The organism is Streptomyces sp. NPDC044984 (genome assembly GCF_040646935.1).
Taxonomy (GTDB): domain Bacteria; phylum Actinomycetota; class Actinomycetes; order Streptomycetales; family Streptomycetaceae; genus Streptomyces.
Genome location: NZ_JBEZBE010000010.1, coordinates 54781 through 74409, shown reverse-complemented (window position 1 = coordinate 74409; position 19629 = coordinate 54781). Strand labels below are relative to the sequence as shown.

Annotated in this window: 18 protein-coding genes; 10 read left to right on the top strand and 8 right to left on the bottom strand. The window is 72.5% G+C overall.

Going from position 1 to position 19629, the window contains the following annotated elements; all coding sequences use genetic code 11:
• The first annotated feature begins 77 nt into the window (after positions 1-77).
• Genes AB0A94_RS13420 through AB0A94_RS13410 form a run of 3 tightly spaced genes read left to right on the top strand, consistent with a single transcriptional unit; the run spans position 78 to position 2480 of the window.
• Positions 78-542 carry a hypothetical protein gene (locus AB0A94_RS13420; protein WP_361743373.1) on the top strand — a complete coding sequence of 155 codons (465 nt, stop codon included), beginning with the start codon at positions 78-80 and terminating at the stop codon, positions 540-542.
• Positions 539-1714, top strand: a complete 1176-nt coding sequence (locus AB0A94_RS13415; RefSeq protein ID WP_361743370.1) for a zinc-dependent alcohol dehydrogenase — start codon at positions 539-541, stop codon at positions 1712-1714. Before AB0A94_RS13420 ends, AB0A94_RS13415 begins: the two co-directional genes overlap by 4 nt.
• Positions 1715-1724: 10 nt before the next feature.
• Positions 1725-2480, top strand: a complete 756-nt coding sequence (locus tag AB0A94_RS13410) for a phosphodiesterase (RefSeq protein ID WP_361743367.1) — start codon at positions 1725-1727, stop codon at positions 2478-2480.
• Between the two features lie 94 nt (positions 2481-2574).
• On the opposite strand, the gene AB0A94_RS13405 is transcribed toward AB0A94_RS13410, so the two are convergent.
• Positions 2575-3261 carry a hemerythrin domain-containing protein gene (locus AB0A94_RS13405; protein WP_361743364.1) on the bottom strand — a complete coding sequence of 229 codons (687 nt, stop codon included), beginning with the start codon at positions 3259-3261 and terminating at the stop codon, positions 2575-2577.
• 280 nt (positions 3262-3541) lie between these two features.
• Positions 3542-4144, bottom strand: coding sequence for a TetR/AcrR family transcriptional regulator (locus AB0A94_RS13400; RefSeq protein ID WP_361743361.1), 603 nt, complete (start codon positions 4142-4144; stop codon positions 3542-3544).
• Positions 4145-4255: 111 nt separating this feature from the next.
• On the opposite strand from AB0A94_RS13400, the gene AB0A94_RS13395 reads away from it, so the two are divergent.
• Complete coding sequence (locus tag AB0A94_RS13395) at positions 4256-5167, top strand: carbon-nitrogen hydrolase family protein (RefSeq protein WP_361743358.1); 912 nt, start codon at positions 4256-4258, stop codon at positions 5165-5167.
• Positions 5164-6516 (top strand): APC family permease, encoded by a 1353-nt coding sequence (locus AB0A94_RS13390; protein ID WP_361743355.1) that lies wholly within the window; start codon positions 5164-5166, stop codon positions 6514-6516. Before AB0A94_RS13395 ends, AB0A94_RS13390 begins: the two co-directional genes overlap by 4 nt.
• A 198-nt stretch (positions 6517-6714) precedes the next feature.
• On the opposite strand, the gene AB0A94_RS13385 is transcribed toward AB0A94_RS13390, so the two are convergent.
• Positions 6715-6945: a hypothetical protein gene (locus AB0A94_RS13385; RefSeq protein WP_361743352.1), complete on the bottom strand. Its 231-nt coding sequence runs from the start codon at positions 6943-6945 to the stop codon at positions 6715-6717.
• 200 nt (positions 6946-7145) lie between these two features.
• Here AB0A94_RS13385 and AB0A94_RS13380 point away from each other — a divergent pair, with 200 nt between their 5' ends.
• Positions 7146-8114 (top strand): DUF1152 domain-containing protein, encoded by a 969-nt coding sequence (locus tag AB0A94_RS13380; RefSeq protein WP_361743349.1) that lies wholly within the window; start codon positions 7146-7148, stop codon positions 8112-8114.
• 50 nt (positions 8115-8164) lie between these two features.
• On the opposite strand, the gene AB0A94_RS13375 is transcribed toward AB0A94_RS13380, so the two are convergent.
• Positions 8165-8887, bottom strand: a complete 723-nt coding sequence (locus AB0A94_RS13375; protein ID WP_361743346.1) for a hypothetical protein — start codon at positions 8885-8887, stop codon at positions 8165-8167.
• Positions 8888-9327: 440 nt separating this feature from the next.
• Between AB0A94_RS13375 and AB0A94_RS13370 the strand changes: the two genes are divergently transcribed.
• Entirely contained in the window at positions 9328-10119 is a 792-nt protein-coding gene (locus AB0A94_RS13370; protein ID WP_361743344.1) for a hypothetical protein, read from the top strand.
• Positions 10120-10420: 301 nt separating this feature from the next.
• On the opposite strand, the gene AB0A94_RS13365 is transcribed toward AB0A94_RS13370, so the two are convergent.
• The gene (locus AB0A94_RS13365) at positions 10421-11143 is read right to left on the bottom strand and encodes an FCD domain-containing protein (protein ID WP_361743341.1); all 723 of its coding nucleotides are present in this window, start codon (positions 11141-11143) and stop codon (positions 10421-10423) included.
• 151 nt (positions 11144-11294) lie between these two features.
• On the opposite strand from AB0A94_RS13365, the gene AB0A94_RS13360 reads away from it, so the two are divergent.
• From AB0A94_RS13360 to AB0A94_RS13350, 3 genes are all read left to right on the top strand, one after another.
• Entirely contained in the window at positions 11295-13670 is a 2376-nt protein-coding gene (locus AB0A94_RS13360) for a beta-galactosidase (protein WP_361743338.1), read from the top strand.
• A gap of 683 nt (positions 13671-14353) precedes the next feature.
• Positions 14354-15733, top strand: coding sequence for a DEAD/DEAH box helicase (locus tag AB0A94_RS13355; protein ID WP_361743703.1), 1380 nt, complete (start codon positions 14354-14356; stop codon positions 15731-15733).
• Between the two features lie 518 nt (positions 15734-16251).
• Entirely contained in the window at positions 16252-16587 is a 336-nt protein-coding gene (locus AB0A94_RS13350; RefSeq protein ID WP_361743335.1) for a hypothetical protein, read from the top strand.
• Here AB0A94_RS13350 and AB0A94_RS13345 read toward each other — a convergent pair.
• From AB0A94_RS13345 to AB0A94_RS13335, 3 genes are all read right to left on the bottom strand, one after another.
• Entirely contained in the window at positions 16497-17963 is a 1467-nt protein-coding gene (locus AB0A94_RS13345) for a membrane-associated oxidoreductase (RefSeq protein ID WP_361743332.1), read from the bottom strand. The two genes, AB0A94_RS13350 and AB0A94_RS13345, sit on opposite strands and share 91 nt — an antisense overlap.
• A 796-nt stretch (positions 17964-18759) precedes the next feature.
• Positions 18760-19008 carry an acyl-CoA dehydrogenase family protein gene (locus AB0A94_RS13340; RefSeq protein ID WP_361743329.1) on the bottom strand — a complete coding sequence of 83 codons (249 nt, stop codon included), beginning with the start codon at positions 19006-19008 and terminating at the stop codon, positions 18760-18762.
• On the bottom strand, positions 19005-19625 hold the full coding sequence (locus AB0A94_RS13335; protein ID WP_361743326.1) for a helix-turn-helix domain-containing protein: 621 nt from the start codon (positions 19623-19625) through the stop codon (positions 19005-19007). Before AB0A94_RS13335 ends, AB0A94_RS13340 begins: the two co-directional genes overlap by 4 nt.
• Positions 19626-19629 lie beyond the last annotated feature (4 nt).

The following is a 19629-nucleotide window of genomic DNA, read 5'->3' as shown; positions in this document are numbered from 1 at the left end:
GGGCGTCGCCGTTTCGCTTCGACGGCCGAGGAAACCCGACGCACGGCCGTCACGGCCGGTTCGAGTGGGAGGCAGCCATGAAGAGGGCGTTGTGGATGGTTCCGGTCGTCGCTGCCGGCGTCGCGGCGGCGCGGAAGGCCGGGGCGGCGCGGCACGGCGATGACGGGGCGGGCGACCGATGGCTCACGGTGACGGTCAACCGCCCGACGGCGGATGTGCGGCAGGACGGGAAGCTGCCCGATGCCCTGCAGCGCCTCGCGGACGGGATCGACGTGCGGATACGTCCGGCACCGGGCGACCGCGGCACGGAGCTGGCCGTCCGGCCCAAGGAGCCGACGCCCGCCCGGTCCTCCTCCGTACCCGCGCGTCTGGCCGGGCAGGATCCACGACAGGAGATCCGGCTCGCCCTGCGCGAGGCCAAGGCCGTTCTGGAAGCCGGGGAGGTACTGCGCCCGGACGCACCACCGACGACCCGAGACACACCGGGCGGCAGGCTGGTGGGACTGCTCGGCCGCCGGTCCGGCGGGGAGGGAGTGCTGTGAAGGCCCTGTGCTGGGAAGGCGTGAACAAACTGTCCGTCGAGCAGGTCCCGGACCCGGAACTGCGCAACGACCAGGACGTCATCGTGCGGTTGATCGCGGGTACGACCTGCGGTTCCGACCTGCATCTCATCGGCGGCTACATCCCGGCGATGCGCGCCGGGGACGTGATCGGCCACGAGTTCGTCGGGGAGGTCGTGGAGACCGGCTCCGGTGTGCGCCGGCACAAGGTGGGCGACCGGGTGGTCGTCTGCTCGTTCGTCGGCTGCGGGCGGTGCTGGTACTGCGCGAACGACCTGTGGTCCCTGTGCGACAACACCAACACCAACCCCGGCATCGCTCAGGCGCTGTTCGGCTACGAGACCGCCGGCATCTTCGGCTACTCGCACGCCATGGGCGGCCTGCGCGGCAGCCACGCCGAATACGTGCGTGTCCCCTTCGCCGACTACGGCGCCTTCCCCGTCCCCGAAGGCATCGACGACACCAGCGCCCTGTTCGTCTCGGACTCCGTGCCCACCGGGTGGATGGGCGCCGACCTCGCCGGTGTCAAACCCGGTGACGTGGTGGCGGTCTGGGGTTGCGGGGCCGTCGGGCAGATGGCCGCGAGGGCGGCGATCCTGCTCGGCGCGGAGCGGGTCGTCTCCATCGACCGCATCTCCGAGCGGCTGGCGATGACCGAGCGGTACGTCGGTTCGGAGACCATCGACTACACCACCACGGACGTCGCCGCCGAGCTGCGCGAACGCACCGGTGGGCGGGGCCCCGACGTATGCATCGAAGCCGTCGGCATGGAAGCACACAGCGACGGCCCGATGCACCTGTACGACCAGGCCAAGCAGCAGCTCCGGCTGCAGACCGACCGGCCGACCGCCGTACGCCAGGCCATCCACGCATGCCGCAAAGGCGGCACGGTGTTCGTCCTGGGGGTGTTCGCGGGCGCCGTCGACAAGTTTCCGCTCGGTGCCGTCATCAACAAGGGGCTCACCGTACGCGGCGCCCAGATGCACGGGCAGCGCTACATCCCCATGCTCCTGGAACGGCTCGCCGCCGGCGAGATCGAGACGGCCCACCTGGCGACCCACACCCTCTCACTCGACCAGGCCCCGACGGCGTACGACATGTTCAAGCACAAGACCGACGGCTGCGTGCGCGCGGTCATCCGTCCCGAGCACTGAGGTGCCCCTCGTGATCCTCGACGCGGCAGCGCACCGCGCCGCCGACCGGCTGGCCCGCCTGCGTGCGGCACCGGCCCTGCACCCCCACGGAGTGCTGTGCTCGGGCACCCTGGACGTGAGCGGCCGCACCGGCGCGGAGTGGGGCGTGCCGTGGCTGGACCGGCCCCGCTCCTACGCGGCGACCGTGCGCTGGTCCCGCGCGCTCGGCCTGCCCCGACGCCTGCCGGACGCCCTGGGGCTGGCCCTCCGGGTCGAGGACGCCGATGCCCCGGGCGACGAGCTCGACCTGCTGTTCACGTCGAGCGGCGCCGGCCGGTTCGGCCGCCATCTGCCCCTCCCGCGGCCCGACGCCCTGAGCGGACCGTACTCCACCCTGCTCTCCTACCGGGTGGGTGATCGCGAGCGCGTGCTGGCGGCCTTTCCCGTCCCGGACCCGAGCGGTCCGCCGGAGGCCGCCCTGCCGACACTGTGGCAGGAGCTGGCTCGCCGGCCCGTCCGCTTCGACCTGCGCGCGGCAGCGTCCGACGAACCCTGGCGCACCTTCGCCTCGCTGTCCCTCGAAGGGGTACACGCCGCCTCCGCCACCACCACGATCTCCTACGACCCCTACGCCCACAGCCTGCCCGGCCTGCGCCCCACCCGACGCCTGAGCCGTCTGCGCGAGGCCGCGTACGCCGGCTCCCGTCACGGACGCGGCGCGGGCGGGCGCGACGGGCGGTCGGTGTCGCCCCGGACGGGTGAGCCGGGACCGTCGCTCCGGGTGTGAGCGGGGACGACGGCCGGCACTTCGGCAGCCCTGCGGAACGTGCGCCCGGGAGTCCCTTCGGGGTCTCCCGGACCCGCGGACGCCTGCTTCACGCTCAGGTGCATGTCCGACGACGTGCAGAGCGGACCAGCAGAACGACGGCGCCCACGGAGACAACCGCGCCGGTGATCGTCAGGGAAACGCGGCGAGCGAGAGGGCCGGTGCCCGGCGCGAGGTCGCGCAGGCGGTCGAAGACGCTGAGGGGGACTCCTCGCAGGGCGTTGCCCGGCGGGCGCCGGGGGACGCCGGGATGAGGGCGGGTCGGAGCGGTCGCCCGCACGGCTTCCCACGCGGCGCCGATGCGCCGCAGCGTGCGGTCGTCGAAGGCGTCCCGCAGGTGGGGCAGCAGTTCGTCCTCCTCATCGCGGATGTCCTGGCGGATGAGGGCGAACGCCTGCCGGATCCATGCGGCGCGGCGGGGATCGCCCGGGGATCGCTCGACCCGTGCGATCAGCTCGTTGATCGCCTGGTGCTCCTCTTCGACCCGGCGGGTGAGAGCTTCGCCGCCGGGGGCCACACGTCGAAGGATCGGCCACAGAACGGTCTCCTCGGCGAAGGCGTGGCTGAACACCAGCTGGACGATGTCCTGCCAGAGGTCGTCCAGCTCGTCCTCCCCGACGTCTTCGGCCCGGCAGCGGCTGATCATCGTGTCGAGCCGAGCGTGGTCCCGGCGCTGGCGCATCAGGACGCTGTCACTTCCCCCGAGCGCGTCAGCGTCCTGCTGAGTGATCGAGACGGTCATGGTTGCTCACGCCCCGCGGACCGGTCCTCGGCGCCGGGGACCGCGTCGTCGCCCCGCGCACCGGCATCGCTGAGCACATCGTTGTCGTGAAGGCTGTCCATGGTGTCTCCTCGTACGGCTCTGACGGCCGGGTTCCCCGGAAGCACGTGATCCCTCGGCCCGGCCCGTGGCGTTTGCGGAGCTGAAGGGCGCCCTCGGACCACCGGCACCGGTGAGCGTGCACGAGAGGCGCACGCCGTCAGCCGGGTGCGGTGAGTCGTGGGGGGCGGGCGGCTGCGGGTCAGGTGAAGGCGGGGTTGCCGGTCACCGTGCGGGCGTGGGCCAGGAGCCGTGTCTCGATCTCGGCCGCTGTCGCGGTGCCGATCAGCAGGTCCATGGCGTAGCCGTCCTCCAGGGCGACGAAGGACCGGCCCAGCGTGCGGGGAGCCGCGGTGAGCGTGAAGTGTCCGTCGTCCTCACCGTGCGCGAGGACCTGGCGGTACAGGTCGGTCTGCTGGTCGACGAAGACCCGGTGTGCCCGGCCGACCGCCTCGTTGCGCAGGGCGACGGGGAAGAGTTCGAACAGCAGCCGGGTGCTCCGCTCGCCCGCTCCCGGCCACGGCACCCCGCTGCGGATGCACGCCCGCAGCTGTTCCACCGGCCCCTCGGCCGCCGCGATCGCCTCCTTGCGGGTGCCGAAGTAGGTCGCGGCAGCGTGCTCGAAGACCGCTGAGAAGAGTTCCTGCAGGTCGGAGTAGTAATAGAGCACGGAGGCCGGAGTGACTTGGGCTTCCGCGGCCACGTCCCGCAGCTTGAGGGCGGTCGCCCCCGTGCTGATGACTGCCCGCGAGGCCGCGTCGATCAGCTGGGCACGCCGTTCCACCTGGTTCCTCGGTCGGGGCATGGTCCACATGCTCGCACACGCGGCCTGTCTTTCCGGCGCCCGCCCATTGACCCCCGGAGGATTCGTTAACTAAATTTCGTTTAACTAATCCACTCACACACCTGGTGCTCCATGTCGCGTCCCCTTCCCCTTGTGATGGCCCAGGCCGCCCGGCGTCCCGCCGACGACCTGGACGGCTTCGCCGCCGACGTCGCCCGGCGCACGCGGGGCCTGCCCGCGCAGCCGCTGGTCGTCTATCCCGAGCTGCACCTGTGCGGCGCGCCGAGCGGCTCCCCGCTGGACCCCGCGGACCTGCCGGAGGCCACCGCCGAACCGCTGGACGGCCCCCGTGACACCGCGCTCGCGCGGATCGCCGCCGACCTCGGGGTGTGGCTGGCCCCGGGCAGCGTCTACGAACGTGGTGACGACGGCCGCGTCCACAACACAGCCGCGGTGTACTCCCCGCGCGGCGAGCGCGTCGCCGCCTACCGCAAGATCTTCCCCTGGCGGCCCTACGAGACCACGGTCCCCGGCGCCGAGTTCACCGTCTTCGACATGCCCGGCGTCGGCCGTGTCGGCCTGTCGATCTGCTACGACGCGTGGTTCCCCGAGACGACCCGCCACCTCGCGTGGATGGGGGCGGAGCTGGTGCTCAACTTCGTCGAGACCGGAACCAGCGACCGGGCCCAGGAGATCGTCCTCGCCCGGGCCAACTCCATCGTCAACCAGGTCTTCACCGCCAGCGTGAACTGCGCCGCCCCCGTGGGCACCGGGCGCAGCCTGCTGGTCGACCCCTCCGGCACGGTCCGCTCGCAGGCTCCGGGCGACGGTGACACGTCCCTCACCGACGTCATCGACCTCGACGAGGTGAGTAACATCCGGCAGTTCGGCACCGCCGCCCTGAACCGCCCCTGGCAGCAGTTCCGGCCCGACGACAGCCCGCTCGCCCTGCCCCTCTACCAGGGCCGCATCGACCCCGCCACCTGGAGCGGCCGTACCGCCCGCCCCGGCTCCGCCCCCGTCCCCGCAGAGAGCACACCATGACCGGTCAGCCCACCCGGATGAGAGGCGACCTCGGTCTCCTGTCCATCGTCCTGTTCGGCCTCGCCTACATGGCCCCGGCCGTCGTCACCTCCACCTTCGGCGTCATCGCCGCGACCAGCGACGGCGCCGCCCCCACCGCGTACCTCGTCGCGACCGGTGCGATGCTGCTGACCGGCCTCAGCTACGCCAGGATGGCCCGGATCATCCCGTCCTCGGGGTCCGTCTACACCTACGCGCGGCGCATGCTCGACTCGCGGTTCGGCTTCCTGGCCGGCTGGGCCATGCTCCTGGACTACCTGTTCCTGCCCATGGTGGCCTTCCTGGTGCAGTCGATCTACCTGCACGCGCAGTACCCGGCGGTGCCGCAGTGGCTCTGGCTGGTGATCAACATCGTGGCGGCCACCGCCGTCAACGTCATCGGCCTCAAGGTCGCCGACAAGGTCAACAGGACGCTGCTGATCGCCGTCACCGGCTGCCTGCTGGTCCTGGCCGTGCTCTGCGTCCGCCACGGTTTCGGCCATGGTGGAACCGCGGCGGCCGGACACGCGCTCTGGAACGACGCCACCAGCGTCTCGGCGGTCACCGCGGCCGCGGCCGTCGCCGCCTACGCCTTCCTCGGCTTCGACGCCGTCAGCACCCTCAGCGAGGAGGCACGGGATCCCCGGCGGACCATCCCGCGCGGCATCGTCCTCACCGTGCTGGCAGGAGGCGTGATCTTCGTGGCGCTCTCGTTCGTGATGCAGTGGGCCCGTCCCGGGGGGACCTTCGCCGACGAGTCCTCGGCCGGCTACGCCGTCTCCACCCTCGTCGGCGGCCAGGGCTTCGCCGACGTGGCGAACACCGTCACCATGCTCGGCGGCTTCGCCTCCTGCGTGGCCATCCAGGCCAGCACCAGCCGCCTGATGTTCGTCATGGGCCGTGACAACGTCCTTCCCCGCCCCGTCTTCGGACGCCTCCACGCCAAGCTGCTCACCCCGGTGCCGAACGTCCTCATCGTGGCCGCGGTCGCGCTGCCGGCGATGAGCCTGTCCCTGGCCGACGCCACCTCGTTCATCAACTTCGGCGCGTTCCTCGGCTTCACCCTGGTCAACGTCTGCGTCATCGCCCACGCCGTACGGCAATGGCGGTCCGGAAGCCGCCCCGCACTGCTCGGCTACCTGATCCTCCCCCTGGCCGGCGCGGCCGTCGACGTCTACCTGATCACCCAGCTCGGCTCCACCGCGATCGAGCTGGGACTCGTCTGGCTCGCCATCGGCGTCGTCCACCTCGCCGTCATCACCAAGGGCTTCCGCCGTCCCGCACCCGAACTGCGGCTCAGCACCCAGGACCCGGCCACGACCTCGCACTGAAAGGACGCTCCTCGCGCGGCACCCATGGCCGCGCGAGGACGCACGGAGCCCCTTCGCGTACCTGCCCCTGCCCGGCCGGAGAGCCGTCCGGGCGGGGGCCTCGCCGGCTCGGTCCGTCCGCCCCGGGGCACCCGGCCACGGCGTGCGGTGGCCGTGAGCGCCCGGTCGGCGGCCCTTCCTCCGGCGCCCGGGTCCTCCTCATCCGTGCAGGTGCCGGCCGACCCTTTCCCGTACCTGGTGCCACAGCCGCGGGTGACGGCCGGGGTCCATCCCCTCGGCGGCGAACACGGCGTCGGCGAAGCCGTCCGCGTCGGCGGGCGGTGCCTCCCGCAGACGCCGCTGCGCGTGGGGCGGGAGACAGAAGCCGAGGTCGACGCAGAGTTCGTGGAGGAGCTCCTGTATCCCGGCCTCCGGGTCGCGTGGGGTCATGGGACGGTAGGGTCGCACGCCCGGTCCGCGCGCCTCACGGAATGTGAGCCAACGCCCGTCGTCCGAGGACCTGCCGCCGGTTCGCGGCAGGTGCCCGGGCCCCGTCCGGCCCTTCCGCCACCGGGCCGCGGGATTCCCGCAACACCTCCGCGCACCTGTGCACCGCACCGTGCGGCACGACCGAAGGGCGCCGGACGACAATGACCGTCGTGACATCCCTCCACAGCAACCCGCTCTTCACCCGGCTCGCCGATTCCCGACGGATCCTCGTCGCGGGCGCGGGCGGCGGTTTCGACATCTACTCCGGCCTGCCGTTGGCCCTCTCCCTCCTGCACCAGGAGAAGGAGGTGTACCTCGCGAACCTCTCCTTCAGCGCACTCGCCGGTCTTCCCGCCGACCACTGGGCCGCCGACGACCTCGCCGCCGTCACTCCCGACTCCGCCCCGCACCAGAGCTACTTCCCGGAGCGGACCCTCGCCCGGTGGCTGCGCCGGCACGGCTACCCGCCCACCGTGTACGCCTTCCCGCAGACCGGCGTACGCCCGCTGCGCGCCGCTTACCGGGCACTGATCGAACTGCACGGCATCGACGCCGTGGTGCTGGTCGACGGCGGCACCGACATCCTGTTGCGCGGTGACGAAGCCGGCCTCGGCACACCGGAGGAGGACCTGACCAGCGTGGCGGCGCTCGCCGCGCTGGACGGCATACCGAACCGGCTCGTAGTGTCGGTCGGGTTCGGCGTGGACGCCCACCACGGCGTGAACCACGTACAGGTCCTGGAGAACATCGCCGCACTGGAGCGCGACGGCGCGTACCTCGGCGCGTTCTCGATACCGCGCGCCACCCGCGAAGGCGCCCTGTACCTGGACGCGGTGGCGCACGCCCAGCACCACACCCCCGAGCACCCCAGCATCGTGAACGGCTCGATCGCGGCAGCCGTACGCGGCTCGTTCGGCGACGTCCGGTTCACCGACCGCACTCGGGGCAGCGAGTTGTTCGTGAACCCGCTGATGTCCCTGTACTTCGCCTTCGACCTGCCGGGCCTGGCCGCCCGGTGCCTCTACCTGGACCGCATCGAGGACACCCATCTGATGCGGCAAGTCCATTCCCGGATCGCCGAGTTCCGCGAATCCACGGTGACCCGGCCGCCCCGCACCTTCCCTCACTGAGAGCTCCCGACGGACCCGGGACGGGTGAACGCGCGTCCGGGCGGCAGCGGTCAGGACCGCGGATCCGTACGCCGCTCCGGGTGGAGGTACGCCTCGAACCGCTCCACCCGGTACCGGACCACCTGGTTCCCTCCGTCGGCCCACGCGGGAGCGTGCCCGTCGCGCACACCGTTCAGCAGATCGCCCAGGAGGCGCTGCAGGGAGGAGTCCCGGGCCTCGGGCGTGTGCTTGACGCCCTCCTGCGCCAGCCGGGAGAGGTCCTGGGGGCGGTCGGTGACGACGGCCAGGAAGGTGCCCGGTCGTGGGGAGCCCTCGGGCAGGCCGTCCGGCCGGAAGAGGGTGACGCCGGCCAGTTCGTGCGTCCGCGGATGCCGGTAGAGCTCGTGGCACTCGCCGGGACCGGCGCCGACCCCGGACCGTTCGCTGGTGGTCAGCAACGAGATCGTGCCCCGCAGGCCGATGTCGAAGACGGAGACGAACCTGCGGGCCGTTCTCCGGTTGCGGATTCGGACGACCACCTGGTCGCCGCGGAAGAGGTGCTCGCCGGAGCGCTCCAGCGGCCGCTCGGAGCCGTCGGGCGCCGAGTCCATGAGGGCCCGGACCGTGTGTGCGCGGTCCGGGTGACCCGCCGGTACGACGGCGACCGCCCTGCGTCCGAGGGACACCCGCAGGGGATGGGCCTCGGTCCCCTCGGGCAGCGGAGGAAACGCCGCCGCCCGCGGCGTACTCGTCGCCCCGGCCGGGTCCGGGCTGCGGAACCCGGTCCGGCGCAAGCCGGTCACCCGCCCGCCGGGACCGGTGTCGAGGCCGATGGCCGCCGAAGGCGGCGGGCACGACCGTGCTCCGTGCGTTGAGTACGCAGTACGAGTGAATGAACCGACGGTTCCGTTCGGAGCCGGTGCCCAGGTCTTTACGGTTGCGGAAAGGAACCGGAGGGCTGTGGGGGAGGCCCTGCGGGCGGGAGACCGGTGGGAAGGCGCGCCTGATGTCGGGGTTGGGGAAGGCGCCGGGCGTGCTCGGGCCCCGGGCGGGCCGCTGCCGTCGGACCTGGGGCGCGGTCGGCGTGGCATGTCTCGTGGGGACGGTGCTGATGTTCGGCGGGGCGTGGGCCGCCGGTGGCGGGGCGGCGCGGACGGTGGCTTTCGGGCCGTCCGCCGGTTGCTGGGGGCTGGCGGCTTCCTTGATGCTCCGCGCGAGGGGAACGAGCGGACGGGTGCGGACGCGTCTGCTGCTGTTGGGGGGTTCCGCGGTGACCGCGGGTGTGTACCGGGGAGCGGTCGTCGCGCTGTCGGTCCAGCCTCCGGTTTCGGGAGGGGACGCGCGGTCGTTGCCGGGTTCGCTGGTGATCGCCGGAGTGACGCTGACGGTCGGTCTGGGGATGGCCGGTCTGGTGGTCGCGGCCGACGCCGGCGCGGGTCGGCACGTGTTGCTGCGGCGCGTGCTCGACGGGGTCGTCACCGCCGGGGCCGTGTTCATGACGGGATGGGTACTGCTGCGGGGGGCCGGTGACGGCTGGCGGCTGGGGACGGGAATGGTCGGTGTCCTGTGGACCGCCGAAGTCGTGTTCCTGAGTTTCCTGTTCGCCCTGCGCCGTCTCGTACGGAGCGACCAGAGAGCCACCTTGTGGATCGGGATCGCCGGGTTGTCCCTCATACTGGCCGGCGACACCCTGCGACTGTGGGCGGCCGGTCCGCACGACCCCGGGCTGATGTCCTGTGAGCCGGCCGACGCCTGCGCCACCGCGGGACTGCTGGTGCTCGCTGTCGCCCCTTGGGTGCCCGGCGGGGCGAGCGCCCTGGGCATCGCTCAGCCCGCGCTGCGGTGGGGGATGGAGGGCGCGGCGGCATTCGTCCCCCTGACGGTCTGCACGGTCACGGCGCTGGGATATGTGCTGGCTCCGCTCGACCGGGACCCGGTGCCGCTGTTGGCCGGCGGAACGGCGCTGCTGAGCCTCTGGGCTCGCCAGAGGTTCCTGCCGAGCGAGAACACCAGGAGCGACGACTGAGTCCTCGTGGAGGTGAGTCCCGGCGGCACGGTGAGCGTGCGCCGGACACGCCCGCCGGAAGCGGTGCCACAGGGACGCCGTTCGGTGTCGGGTCGCCCGGAGCGCGGTGAACCTCCGGACAGGGGAGGGGCGAAGCCGGTCCGCTCCTGGTCCGGACGCCTCGGGACGATCCGCACAGGCAGGTCACGCCGTCGTTCCTCGGCTGGGCGGCACGGCCGGGGAAAGCCCGCGGCGCCCCGCCGGAAGCGCCCTCCGCCACGAGCGCGGGCTCGCCGGGACGAGCCGGTCACGGGCCCGGCGGTCAGGGCCGCCGGGCCGAGTCCGGAGCGCGCGTCACCTGGTCGAGGTCGTGGACGGCCTTGGCCAGCAGGTCGAGCATGGCGAGTTCGGCACGGGCCGGGTCCTGGTCCCGGACGGCGTCCAGAACGGCCTGGTGGCTGGGGACCGGGTCGTCGGTCCGGGCGTGGGAGTGCACGACGCGGTCGCGTTCGCGCAGTCCCGGTTCGAGCAGCAGGTCCATGCGCGCCAGCATCTCGTTCCCGGTGGCGTTGAGGAGGGCGCGGTGGAACGCCGCGTCGGCCTCGGCGGCGTCCGCGGACGAGTCCGTGTGGGCGCGGGCCATCTCGTCCAGGGCGGCCTGCAGGGCGTGCAGGTCCTGTTCGGTGCGGTGCAGCGCGGCGCGGTGGGCCGCGGCGGGCTCGACGATGGAGCGGACGTCGGCCAGGTCGCGCATGAGGCGCTGCCCGGCGCCGCTGTCGACCTGCCAGCGGATGATGTCGGCGTCGAGCAGGTTCCAGTGCTTGCGTTCGCGGACGAAGGTGCCGCGCTTCTGGCGCGCGTCGATCAGGCCCTTGCCGGCCAGCACCTTCATGGACTCGCGCATCACGGTGAGGCTGACCTCGAGCTCTTCGCCCAGTGCGCGCAGGTCGAGCGTCGCGCCCTCGGCGAGCTCGCCGCCGACGATGCGGGCACCCAGGGCATGGACGACCTGCCCGTGCACACCTCGGCCGGTGTAGGACGCCATGCGGGTACTCCTCGGGTTCGCGGGGGCTGCTCGTTGTGGTTGCTGTGCCATGCTAGCGGTAGTTATTAAATATGAATACATCTTGACAGGCTTTCCGGCCCCACCCACGATGAACCCACTTCACCGAGCCGTCCCGCAGGAGCCGCCTGTCATGTTGTCCCTGCACGCCCACGACCCCTCCGAGCCCTTGGCCGGACACCTCCCCATGGGCAGCCCTCCTGCCGTCCCCCTCCCGGTGGACGTCGACAGCCGGAGCCTGTCGCGGGACGGCCGCAGGTGGATCCCGGTCATGGGGGAGTTCCACTTCAGCCGCTACCCCGCCGCCGAGTGGCGCGAGGAACTCCTCAAGATCAAAGCGGGCGGCATCGACCTGGTGGCCACCTACCTGTTCTGGAACCAGCACGAGAACGACCGCGGCGCCTACCGCTTCGACGGCGACCTGGACGTGCGCCGTTTCGTGACGCTGTGCGCGGAGCTCGGCCTGGCCGTGGCCGTGCGCATCGGCCCCTGGTCCCACGGTGAGTGCCGCAACGGCGGCTTCCCCGACTGGCTGGAGGACGTCGACTGCGCCCCGCGCACCGACGACCCCGCCTACCTCGCCCTGGTCGACCCCTATTACCGGCACATCTCCCACCAGCTCCGCGGCCTCTTCCACGAGGAGGGCGGCCCGATCGTGGCCGTCCAGGTGGAGAACGAGCTGTACGACCGGCCCGGGCACCTGGCCACGCTGCGGCGCATGGCCGAGGACGCCGGGATCCGCGCGCCGCTGTGGACGGCGACCGCCTGGGGAGCCGCGGACCTCCCCGCCGACATCCTGCTGCCGCTGTACGGCGGCTACCCGGAGGCGTTCTGGGAGGACGCGCACGACGGGTGGACCCGCGAGATGCGCCGGCACTACTTCTTCACGCCGATCCGCGACGACCACGCCATCGGCGCCGACCTGCGCTCGAGCGCCCCGACCGGCACCGGCCCCGACGCGCGCCGCTACCCGTACGCCACCTGCGAGCTGGGCGGCGGCATGGCGATCGCCTACCACCGCAGGCCGATCGTGCCGGCCGCGGACATCACCTCGCTGGCGCTGGCCAAGCTCGGCAGCGGTTCGGTCTGGCAGGGCTACTACCTCTACCACGGCTGCTCGCAGCGCGTGGACCTCAAGGAGCCCAACCAGGAGAGCCACGACACCGGTTACCCCAACGACCTGCCGACGGTCACCTACGACTTCCAGGCCCCGCTGGGCGAGTACGGACAGGTCCGGCCGTCCTTCCACGCGCTGCGCCAACAGCACCTGTTCCTGCACGCCTACGGCGCGGACCTGGCCCGGATGCCGCTGCAACTGCCCGACCGGCAGCCGGCCTCGCTGGACGACCGCTCCACGCTGCGCTGGGCCGTCCGCTCGGCGGGTGACCAGGGCTTCCTCTTCGTCAACAACCACCAGCCGCACGAGACACTGCCCGACCACGACGGCGTCCGGTTCGACGTCACCCTCCCCAGCGGCCGCACCGTCACCCTGCCCGCCCAGCCGGTGCGCGTCCCCTCCGGCGCCCACTTCGTCTGGCCGATCGGCCTGGACCTCGGCGCCGGCCTGCGCCTGGAGTGGGCCGTCGCCCAGCCGGTCACCCGGCTCGAGGCCGACGGCCTTCCGCTGACCGTGCTCGCGGCGACCGACCGCATCCCGGTGTCGCTGGCGCTGCCCGCCGACGTGGAGGTCCGGGGCCCGGCCCGGGTGGACACCGCCGACGGGACCACACTGGTCACCGTCACCGAACCGGGCACCTCGGCGCTGCTGACCCTCACCGGCCCGTCCGGCCGGGCCCGCGTCCTGGTGCTCGCCCCCGAGCAGGCGCTCCGGCTCAACCGGGTTCACGTCTTCGGGCAGGACCGGCTCGTCCTCAGCGACGACGTGGTCCTCGCGGACGGCGACGAACTGCGCCTGCACATCGCCTCCACCGCGCCGTCGGTCGCCCTGCTGCCGGCCCCCGCATCCCTCGACGGAAGCGGCGCCGGGGAGCCGGTGGCCGACGGCGTCTTCACCCGCTGGCCGCTGGCTGAGGCCCCCCGGCTGCCGCAGCCGGTCCTGGAGACCGTGCGGGAGCGGGCCGTCGCCGCGCCCGCACGCACCGGCGGATCCCACGACCGGGCCTCCGCACCCCGCGAGGCGGACTGGGACAAGGCCGCCGTCTTCCGCCTCACCGTCCCCGCCCCCGCGCTGGACGGCGACGGCGAGGTGCTGCTGAGACTGCGCTACACCGGCGACGCCGCCCGCGCCTACCTCGACGGGCGGCTCGTCGCCGACCACTTCTGGTACGGGCCCGACTGGGAGATCGGGCTGCGCCGCTTCGCCGGCGCGGCCGTCCGGCACGGTCTGGAGATCCGCGTCCTGCCCCTCGACCCCGCCGCCCGCGTCCACGTCGACGCCTCGGTGCGCCCCGGGTTCGACGCCGCCCGCACCCGCGCCGCCGTCGAGTCGGCCGAACTGGTGGCCGTACCGCGGGTGCGCCTGACCGGCGGGGGAGAGGGACGTGCCTGATCCCGGCCGCAGAAGCGTGCTGCGCGCCGGGATCGGGGCGGGAACGGGTCTGCTGGCCGCCCCGGCGCCCGCCGCATGCGGCGGCTCCTCGGCCGCGCCGCTGCGCGCCGGCCGCGTCCGCATCAGCCTGTGGCAGAAAGCTCCAGTGGGAGAGACGGCGAAGACCCCAACGTTAAATATGAATTATTTCGCCGTGCCAAGAGGATGCCATGCGGGATGCTGTGGGTGGGCGCGCTCGCCGGATCGGGTCGCCCGGAGCGCGACGATGCCTGCGGGCGATCCGGCTTCGGACTCCGGAAGACCCCGGGCTTCTTCGGGCTGCAGGAACAAAGGATGTTCTTCGCCTGTTCGCGGTGCACGGCCCATTCCGCCGCTGACCTGCGGAAATGAGGAAAATCGCCGGAGGGGCGGCGAAGCCGGTCCGCTCCTGGTCCGGATCTTGGTGGGTGGGGGCGCGCCGGGAGGATCCGCGCAGGCGGGCCCGGTTGCTGTTCCTCGGCTGAGCGGCGCGGCCGGGGGAGGCCCACGGCGTGCTCCGTGCTAGCGTTGGCTGTTTGCGGTGTCGCTGTGTTGGTGTCCCGGCCGGTGACCGCGTCCCTGCCGGGCCTTCCTCGGTACGGTCCCTCGGAGGAAGGCTTTCTGTGAGCGAATCAGCACGTACCGATGCCCGGCGGCAGGACCGTGTGTCCGAGGCGTCAGGGGCCGCTCCGGCGCTGCCCGCGGTGGCGTCCTTCGCGCAACTGGGGCTGCCGGCCGAGGTTCTGCGGGTGCTCGACGAGCACGGTGTGACGGTGCCCTTTCCCATCCAGGCCGCTGCGCTGCCGGACGCGCTCGCGGGACGGGACGTCCTGGGCCGGGGCCGTACGGGATCCGGCAAGACGCTCGCCTTCGGCCTGGGGATGCTCGCCCGGACGGCAGGGCGGCGCGCGCGGCCGAAAGAGCCGCTGGCGCTCGTTCTGGTGCCCACCAGGGAGCTGGCGCAGCAGGTCGGTGAGGCGCTCACTCCGTACGCCGAGGCGCTGCGACTGCGGCTCGCGACCGTGGTGGGTGGAGTGTCCGTCGGACGGCAGACCGCCGCGCTGCGGGACGGCGCCGAGATCGTCGTCGCCACGCCCGGACGGCTGCACGACCTCGTCGAGCGCGGGGACTGCCGGCTGGGGCGTGTGCGCATCGTCGTCCTGGACGAGGCCGACCAGATGTGTGACATGGGGTTCCTGCCGCAGGTCACCGAGATCCTGGACCAGGTGCGTTCCGACGGGCAGCGGATGCTGTTCTCCGCCACCCTCGACCGTGACGTCGACCAGCTGGTGCAGCGCTACCTGCGCGACCCCGCCGTCCACTCCGTGGACCCCTCGTCCGGCGTGGTCTCCGCGATCGAGCACCACGTCCTCGTCGTGCACGGCCCGGACCGGTACGCCGTGACCACGGAGATCGCCGCCCGGGACGGCCGCGTCCTGCTGTTCCTGGACACCAAGCACGGCGTCGACCAGCTCACGCGGCATCTGCGGGCCAGCGGCGTGGCCGCCGCCGCCCTGCACAGCGGGAAGTCCCAGCCGCAACGCACCCGGACCCTGGACCGGTTCAGGAACGGGCAGGTCACCTCGCTGGTGGCGACGAACGTCGCCGCACGCGGCCTGCACGTCGACGACCTCGACCTCGTGGTCAACGTCGACCCGGCCACCGACCCGAAGGACTATCTGCACCGCGCGGGCCGCACGGCGCGGGCCGGCCGCTCCGGCACCGTCGTGACGCTCGTCCTGTCGGGACAGCGCCGCGAGACGAGCCAGGTCATGGCGGACGCCGGCGTCGCCCCCAAGGTCACCAGAGTGCGGTCCGGCGAGGCGGAGCTGAGTCGGATCACCGGCGCGAGGGCCCCCTCCGGAGAGTCCCTCGACGGCGGGTCGGCCGTGGCGCGCCCCAAGAACCACAACGTCCCGTTCCGCGGCCTGGGCAGCGCCAAGGACGCGAAGAGCGGCTCCGGCGGCAGGTCGTCCCGCAAGAGCAGTGAGGCCCGCAAGCTCGCGGAGGCCCGCAAGGCGGCCCGGGTACGGCGCGGCGGCTGAACCCGGCTTCCCGGACTGCCGGGCGGTGTCCTCGGCCACGCCGTCGGACGGTCACGCGGGACCGGAGATCCACCGGGATGCACCGGGCGGCGTCACGTACGGGTGATCGTGCGCGGGGGAGGCGTGCAGGTGATGGGGAACGGCACGGACCTGCCGCGGCGGACCGGTGTCCACACCGTCGAGCAAGAGCTGGGCGCGGGCGGCACGGGGACGGTCCGCCCCGTCCGGTCGCGACCTCGGCCCCGGCCTGCTCACGATCACGTGGATGGTCCGGTCGCGGTCCACGGCGGCGATGTTCCCGGCCCGGGTACGGCTCGCCGTCACGCGGCAGTGGAGCGTCAGGAGCCGGCTCGTGCAGCCGGAGGGCGTGCTGGAACAGTGTCGTCCTGGAGCCGGGAAGCCCGGTCCCGGGGGTCTCGCTCACCGGTGGGCGGAGGACTCGATTCTCTTGATCATGCCCCGGAGTCTGCCGACACGCGCTCGCCGGGGCGAGCCCTTCGGCGCAGAGCACTTGTTCCGTGGCTGTCGTCCTCCTGAGCGAGAAGGCCCGTCAGGCCCCGCACGTGGACGCGCCGCGCGGCCCGCGCGACCGCGCCGTCCCGCAACCGGGACCGCTCGGCATCGGCGAGTGCGGCGGAGAGCCGAGGCGGGACAGCGAGGACGACGCATCCGTCATCGTCCCGGCCGGCGAAGCAGCCGCGCGGGTGGGGGTCTTCGCGGGGAGCTCGGGACTTGTGGGTGCCGCGGGCGACCAGCAGGGGGGTCATTGGCGGCTGACCGTACGGGACACGCCCGCGACGATCGTCGTCGCCAGGATCCAGCCGGTGATGATCAGGGCGTACGACAGCCACTGATACCAGCCGTCGGGGGCGAACGCCGGCTCCTGGCCGAAGTTGACGACCGGCAGGAGCAGGTCGAGGGTGTAGAAGACAGGGTTGAAGTCAGGAGCCTCGTCCGCCTTGACGGGACGTGGGTGGTCCAGGCCGTACGCGATCGATCCCATGGTCATGAGGGACAGCAGCCAGACGGCCGCGCGCAAGGGGCGGAAGCCGTAGCCGACGGTGACGTCCTGAACGTACCCCCACAGCCGTCCGTACCAGGTGAGCGTGGTGCGCCGGCGGCGTTGCCTGGCGAGTTGGACGAGCCGGGCCGCGTCGTCGTCACCGACGTGGCGGTAGGCCGCCGTCAACTGCTCGTAGCTGTACGGCTCGTACCGGTCGTCGTCCCGCTCCAGCATCGGAAGGCGGCGCTCGGCGGGCTCGTGCGGGGCGAGTACGGTGTACGTGAGGTTGCTGAGATGCACCCGGTCCGGCAGCATCTCCGGTTCGAGGGTCAGGATCTCTATCTGAGAGCGCCGCAGGTTCAGGGCTCCCTCGATGCGATCGCCACCGCGCAGCCAGAGCTCACCGATGACACAACTGCTCGCCCGCAGGGCGGTGTCTCCCGGGTGCGACAGGCGGGCGTGGAGCAGGTCGAGACGGCCCGGTATGCGCGAGCCCCGGAGCTCGATCCGGCCCCGCGCGCGTACGCACCGCGCCCGTACATGGGCTTCCACGCTGAGGTTCTGCGCGTCCAGCGCGGTGCCGCCGGGCTTGTCGAACTCGGCGTCCTGAACGTTGATCCGTCCGGCGACGGAGGCGCCCGTAAGCCGTACCTGTCCGTGCGCGCGCATCTCCGGCGCCCACAAGTCACCTCCGATCACGGCCTGGTTGAGCTGCAGCACCGGCTCGGAGTCGTCCGGTGCCGTGAACTGCGCCCGTTCCATGAACAGTGCCCTGGAGATCTGCGCTCCGCCGAGTCGCACCGGCCCCAGCATCCGACAGTCCGTCAACCACAGCACCCCCTCGACCCGCAAGGACGCCGAGGTCAGGCCCGGCAGAACGGAGTTGCTCAGATTGAGTTGGCGCAGCTGGGCACCGTACAGGTCGGGAACGTCGTCGAAGCGGCAGTGGCTCAACCGGATGGCGGCGTCGATCGTGGCGTACTTCAGGTCCAGTACGCCGGTGATCCGCGCCCCCGAGATCCTGAGCGCGGCGATCTCCCCTTCCTCCTGCGGAGCCTTGAGCAGCAGCGTCCGAAGCACACTCGCCCGTACGGTCCGCTCGGCGCCCCAGGCGTCGCCGAGCGCCGGATCCTCGTTCTCGGCGGCGCGGAAGTCCACGGACTCGCCTCGCGGAAAGGCGCGCCATACACGCACCTCGGTCGGCGTCAGATCGTTGATCTCGTTCACGCCGGGACTTTGACGTGCTGCATTGGCGCTGTCAACTGTCATACCGGCATGCCGAGCTGCCCGGCATCCTCCCGCCCCGCCCTTGCCCCTCTCCCGTCTCGGGTCCTCGCCGAGCACGGCTCCCTTCGAATCCGTGAAGTGGCACAAGGCGCCGGACCGAAGGCGGAGCATGGCTGTCGTGAGGCCGAGATCCGGGGCCGGACGGGGCCAAGACGACGCGGGTGCTTTCGAGTGTGCGTTCCGGAGCGCGTCGTCGACGTCCTTCCGACGTCCTTCCGATGTCCTTCCGACGTCCTCGCGGACGTCTCCGCGCCCTGCCACAACGTCCGGACCCTCCGTGACGGCCCGCCCCGCGCGGACGTCGTGCCGAGTCATGTGCCGTCCCCCGGTGCGAGGACATCGGCTAGTTCTTCCGCCGGCATGCAGGGGCATTCGACCGCGCGAAGAGTTGCCCACGGCCGGAGGGAGCCCGGTGCGCCGGACACCGCTCCGGGCAGGCGGCCACCCCTCCAGAGGGCCCAGCCGATAACGGGCCACCAAGCCGCCGTGGAGTGGGCCGGCACCACGATCCGCCCCGCCCGTTCCGGCACGCTCAGATCCTTGAGCCGCTCACGGACGTCGCCGGCCAGCAGCCTCGCGGCATGCGCGACTCCGAGACGGAAGCCGTACGGGAACAGAACCACGAGCGTCCGCGTGCGGCCGGTGTCCGGAGCGCGCAGCCGGGCCGCGGGCATGGGCGGCTCGCGGCCCCCCGGCGTCAAGCTCGCCGTCGCACTCGGGGCCGGGGCCACCGTCCTCACCGCACCACCGGCATGGCGACGGCCTCGATCCGCCCGTCCGCGACACCCTGGAGGACGACGCGCTTCCGCTCCCCGGTGCCGGACTTCTCGCAGGCGGCGGCCGCGACGACGGTGGTGCCGAAACCGCTGATCGACGCCGGCCCGTAGGAAGTCTCCTGCGGGAACAGGCAGCGGTCGGTCATCCCCTGACCGGCGCCGCCGTACGCCTCCGGGATCGCGCTGCCGAGCCGGCCCGGCGCCGTCATTCGTCCCGCAGCGCGGGGAAGACCGTGTCGACCAGGTGCAGTACGGTGCGGGTGAGCATCACGTGCAGGTCGCTGCGGCTGAGGGTGCCGCGCACCAGCCACTCGCGGGAGGCGGCCTTGAGCATGCTGCCGTGCGCGCGGATCATGGCCCGGAGCTTCTCCCGGCCCTCGCTCACGTCGGCCATCATGGCGGCCTCGAGGACGCGGTCGGTCGCGATCTCGTCGGCCTCCAGCATGATCCGGTCGATCTCCGGGTCGTTGCCCAGGGCCTCCAGACCGATCGCGGAGAGCCACATCTCCCGGTTGCGTTCCACGACTTCGAGCCAGCGGTCGACGCAGATCGACACACGCTCCTCGGCGGTGGTCGGGGGAAGCCGCTGGGAGACGGACGCCGGGACGACCATCATCTGCCGGACCACTTCCAGGTAGAGCTGCCGCTTCCCGCCGAAGTAGTGACTGACCAGGGCGCGGGCCACACCGGCCTCGGCCGCGATGTCCGCGATCGACACCGTGCTGTAGCTCTTCGCCCCGAACAGCGCGCGGGCGACACCGAGGATCTCGGCCCGCCGGGCGTCCGGCTCCATCCTGCGGCGCGGGGCCTGGCGCTGAACGCCCATGTAC

Excerpts from the sequence above, each read along its gene's own strand:
- AB0A94_RS13360 (WP_361743338.1), top strand. The coding sequence starts at position 11,295 with ATGTTGTCCCTGCACGCCCACGACCCCTCCGAGCCCTTGGCCGGACAC.
- AB0A94_RS13385 (WP_361743352.1), bottom strand. The coding sequence starts at position 6,945 with ATGACCCCACGCGACCCGGAGGCCGGGATACAGGAGCTCCTCCACGAA.
- AB0A94_RS13390 (WP_361743355.1), top strand. The coding sequence starts at position 5,164 with ATGACCGGTCAGCCCACCCGGATGAGAGGCGACCTCGGTCTCCTGTCC.
- AB0A94_RS13420 (WP_361743373.1), top strand. The coding sequence starts at position 78 with ATGAAGAGGGCGTTGTGGATGGTTCCGGTCGTCGCTGCCGGCGTCGCG.
- AB0A94_RS13395 (WP_361743358.1), top strand. The coding sequence starts at position 4,256 with ATGTCGCGTCCCCTTCCCCTTGTGATGGCCCAGGCCGCCCGGCGTCCC.
- AB0A94_RS13400 (WP_361743361.1), bottom strand. The coding sequence starts at position 4,144 with ATGCCCCGACCGAGGAACCAGGTGGAACGGCGTGCCCAGCTGATCGAC.
- AB0A94_RS13340 (WP_361743329.1), bottom strand. The coding sequence starts at position 19,008 with ATGACGGCGCCGGGCCGGCTCGGCAGCGCGATCCCGGAGGCGTACGGC.
- AB0A94_RS13365 (WP_361743341.1), bottom strand. The coding sequence starts at position 11,143 with ATGGCGTCCTACACCGGCCGAGGTGTGCACGGGCAGGTCGTCCATGCC.
- AB0A94_RS13405 (WP_361743364.1), bottom strand. The coding sequence starts at position 3,261 with ATGACCGTCTCGATCACTCAGCAGGACGCTGACGCGCTCGGGGGAAGT.
- AB0A94_RS13380 (WP_361743349.1), top strand. The coding sequence starts at position 7,146 with ATGACCGTCGTGACATCCCTCCACAGCAACCCGCTCTTCACCCGGCTC.
- AB0A94_RS13335 (WP_361743326.1), bottom strand. The coding sequence starts at position 19,625 with ATGGGCGTTCAGCGCCAGGCCCCGCGCCGCAGGATGGAGCCGGACGCC.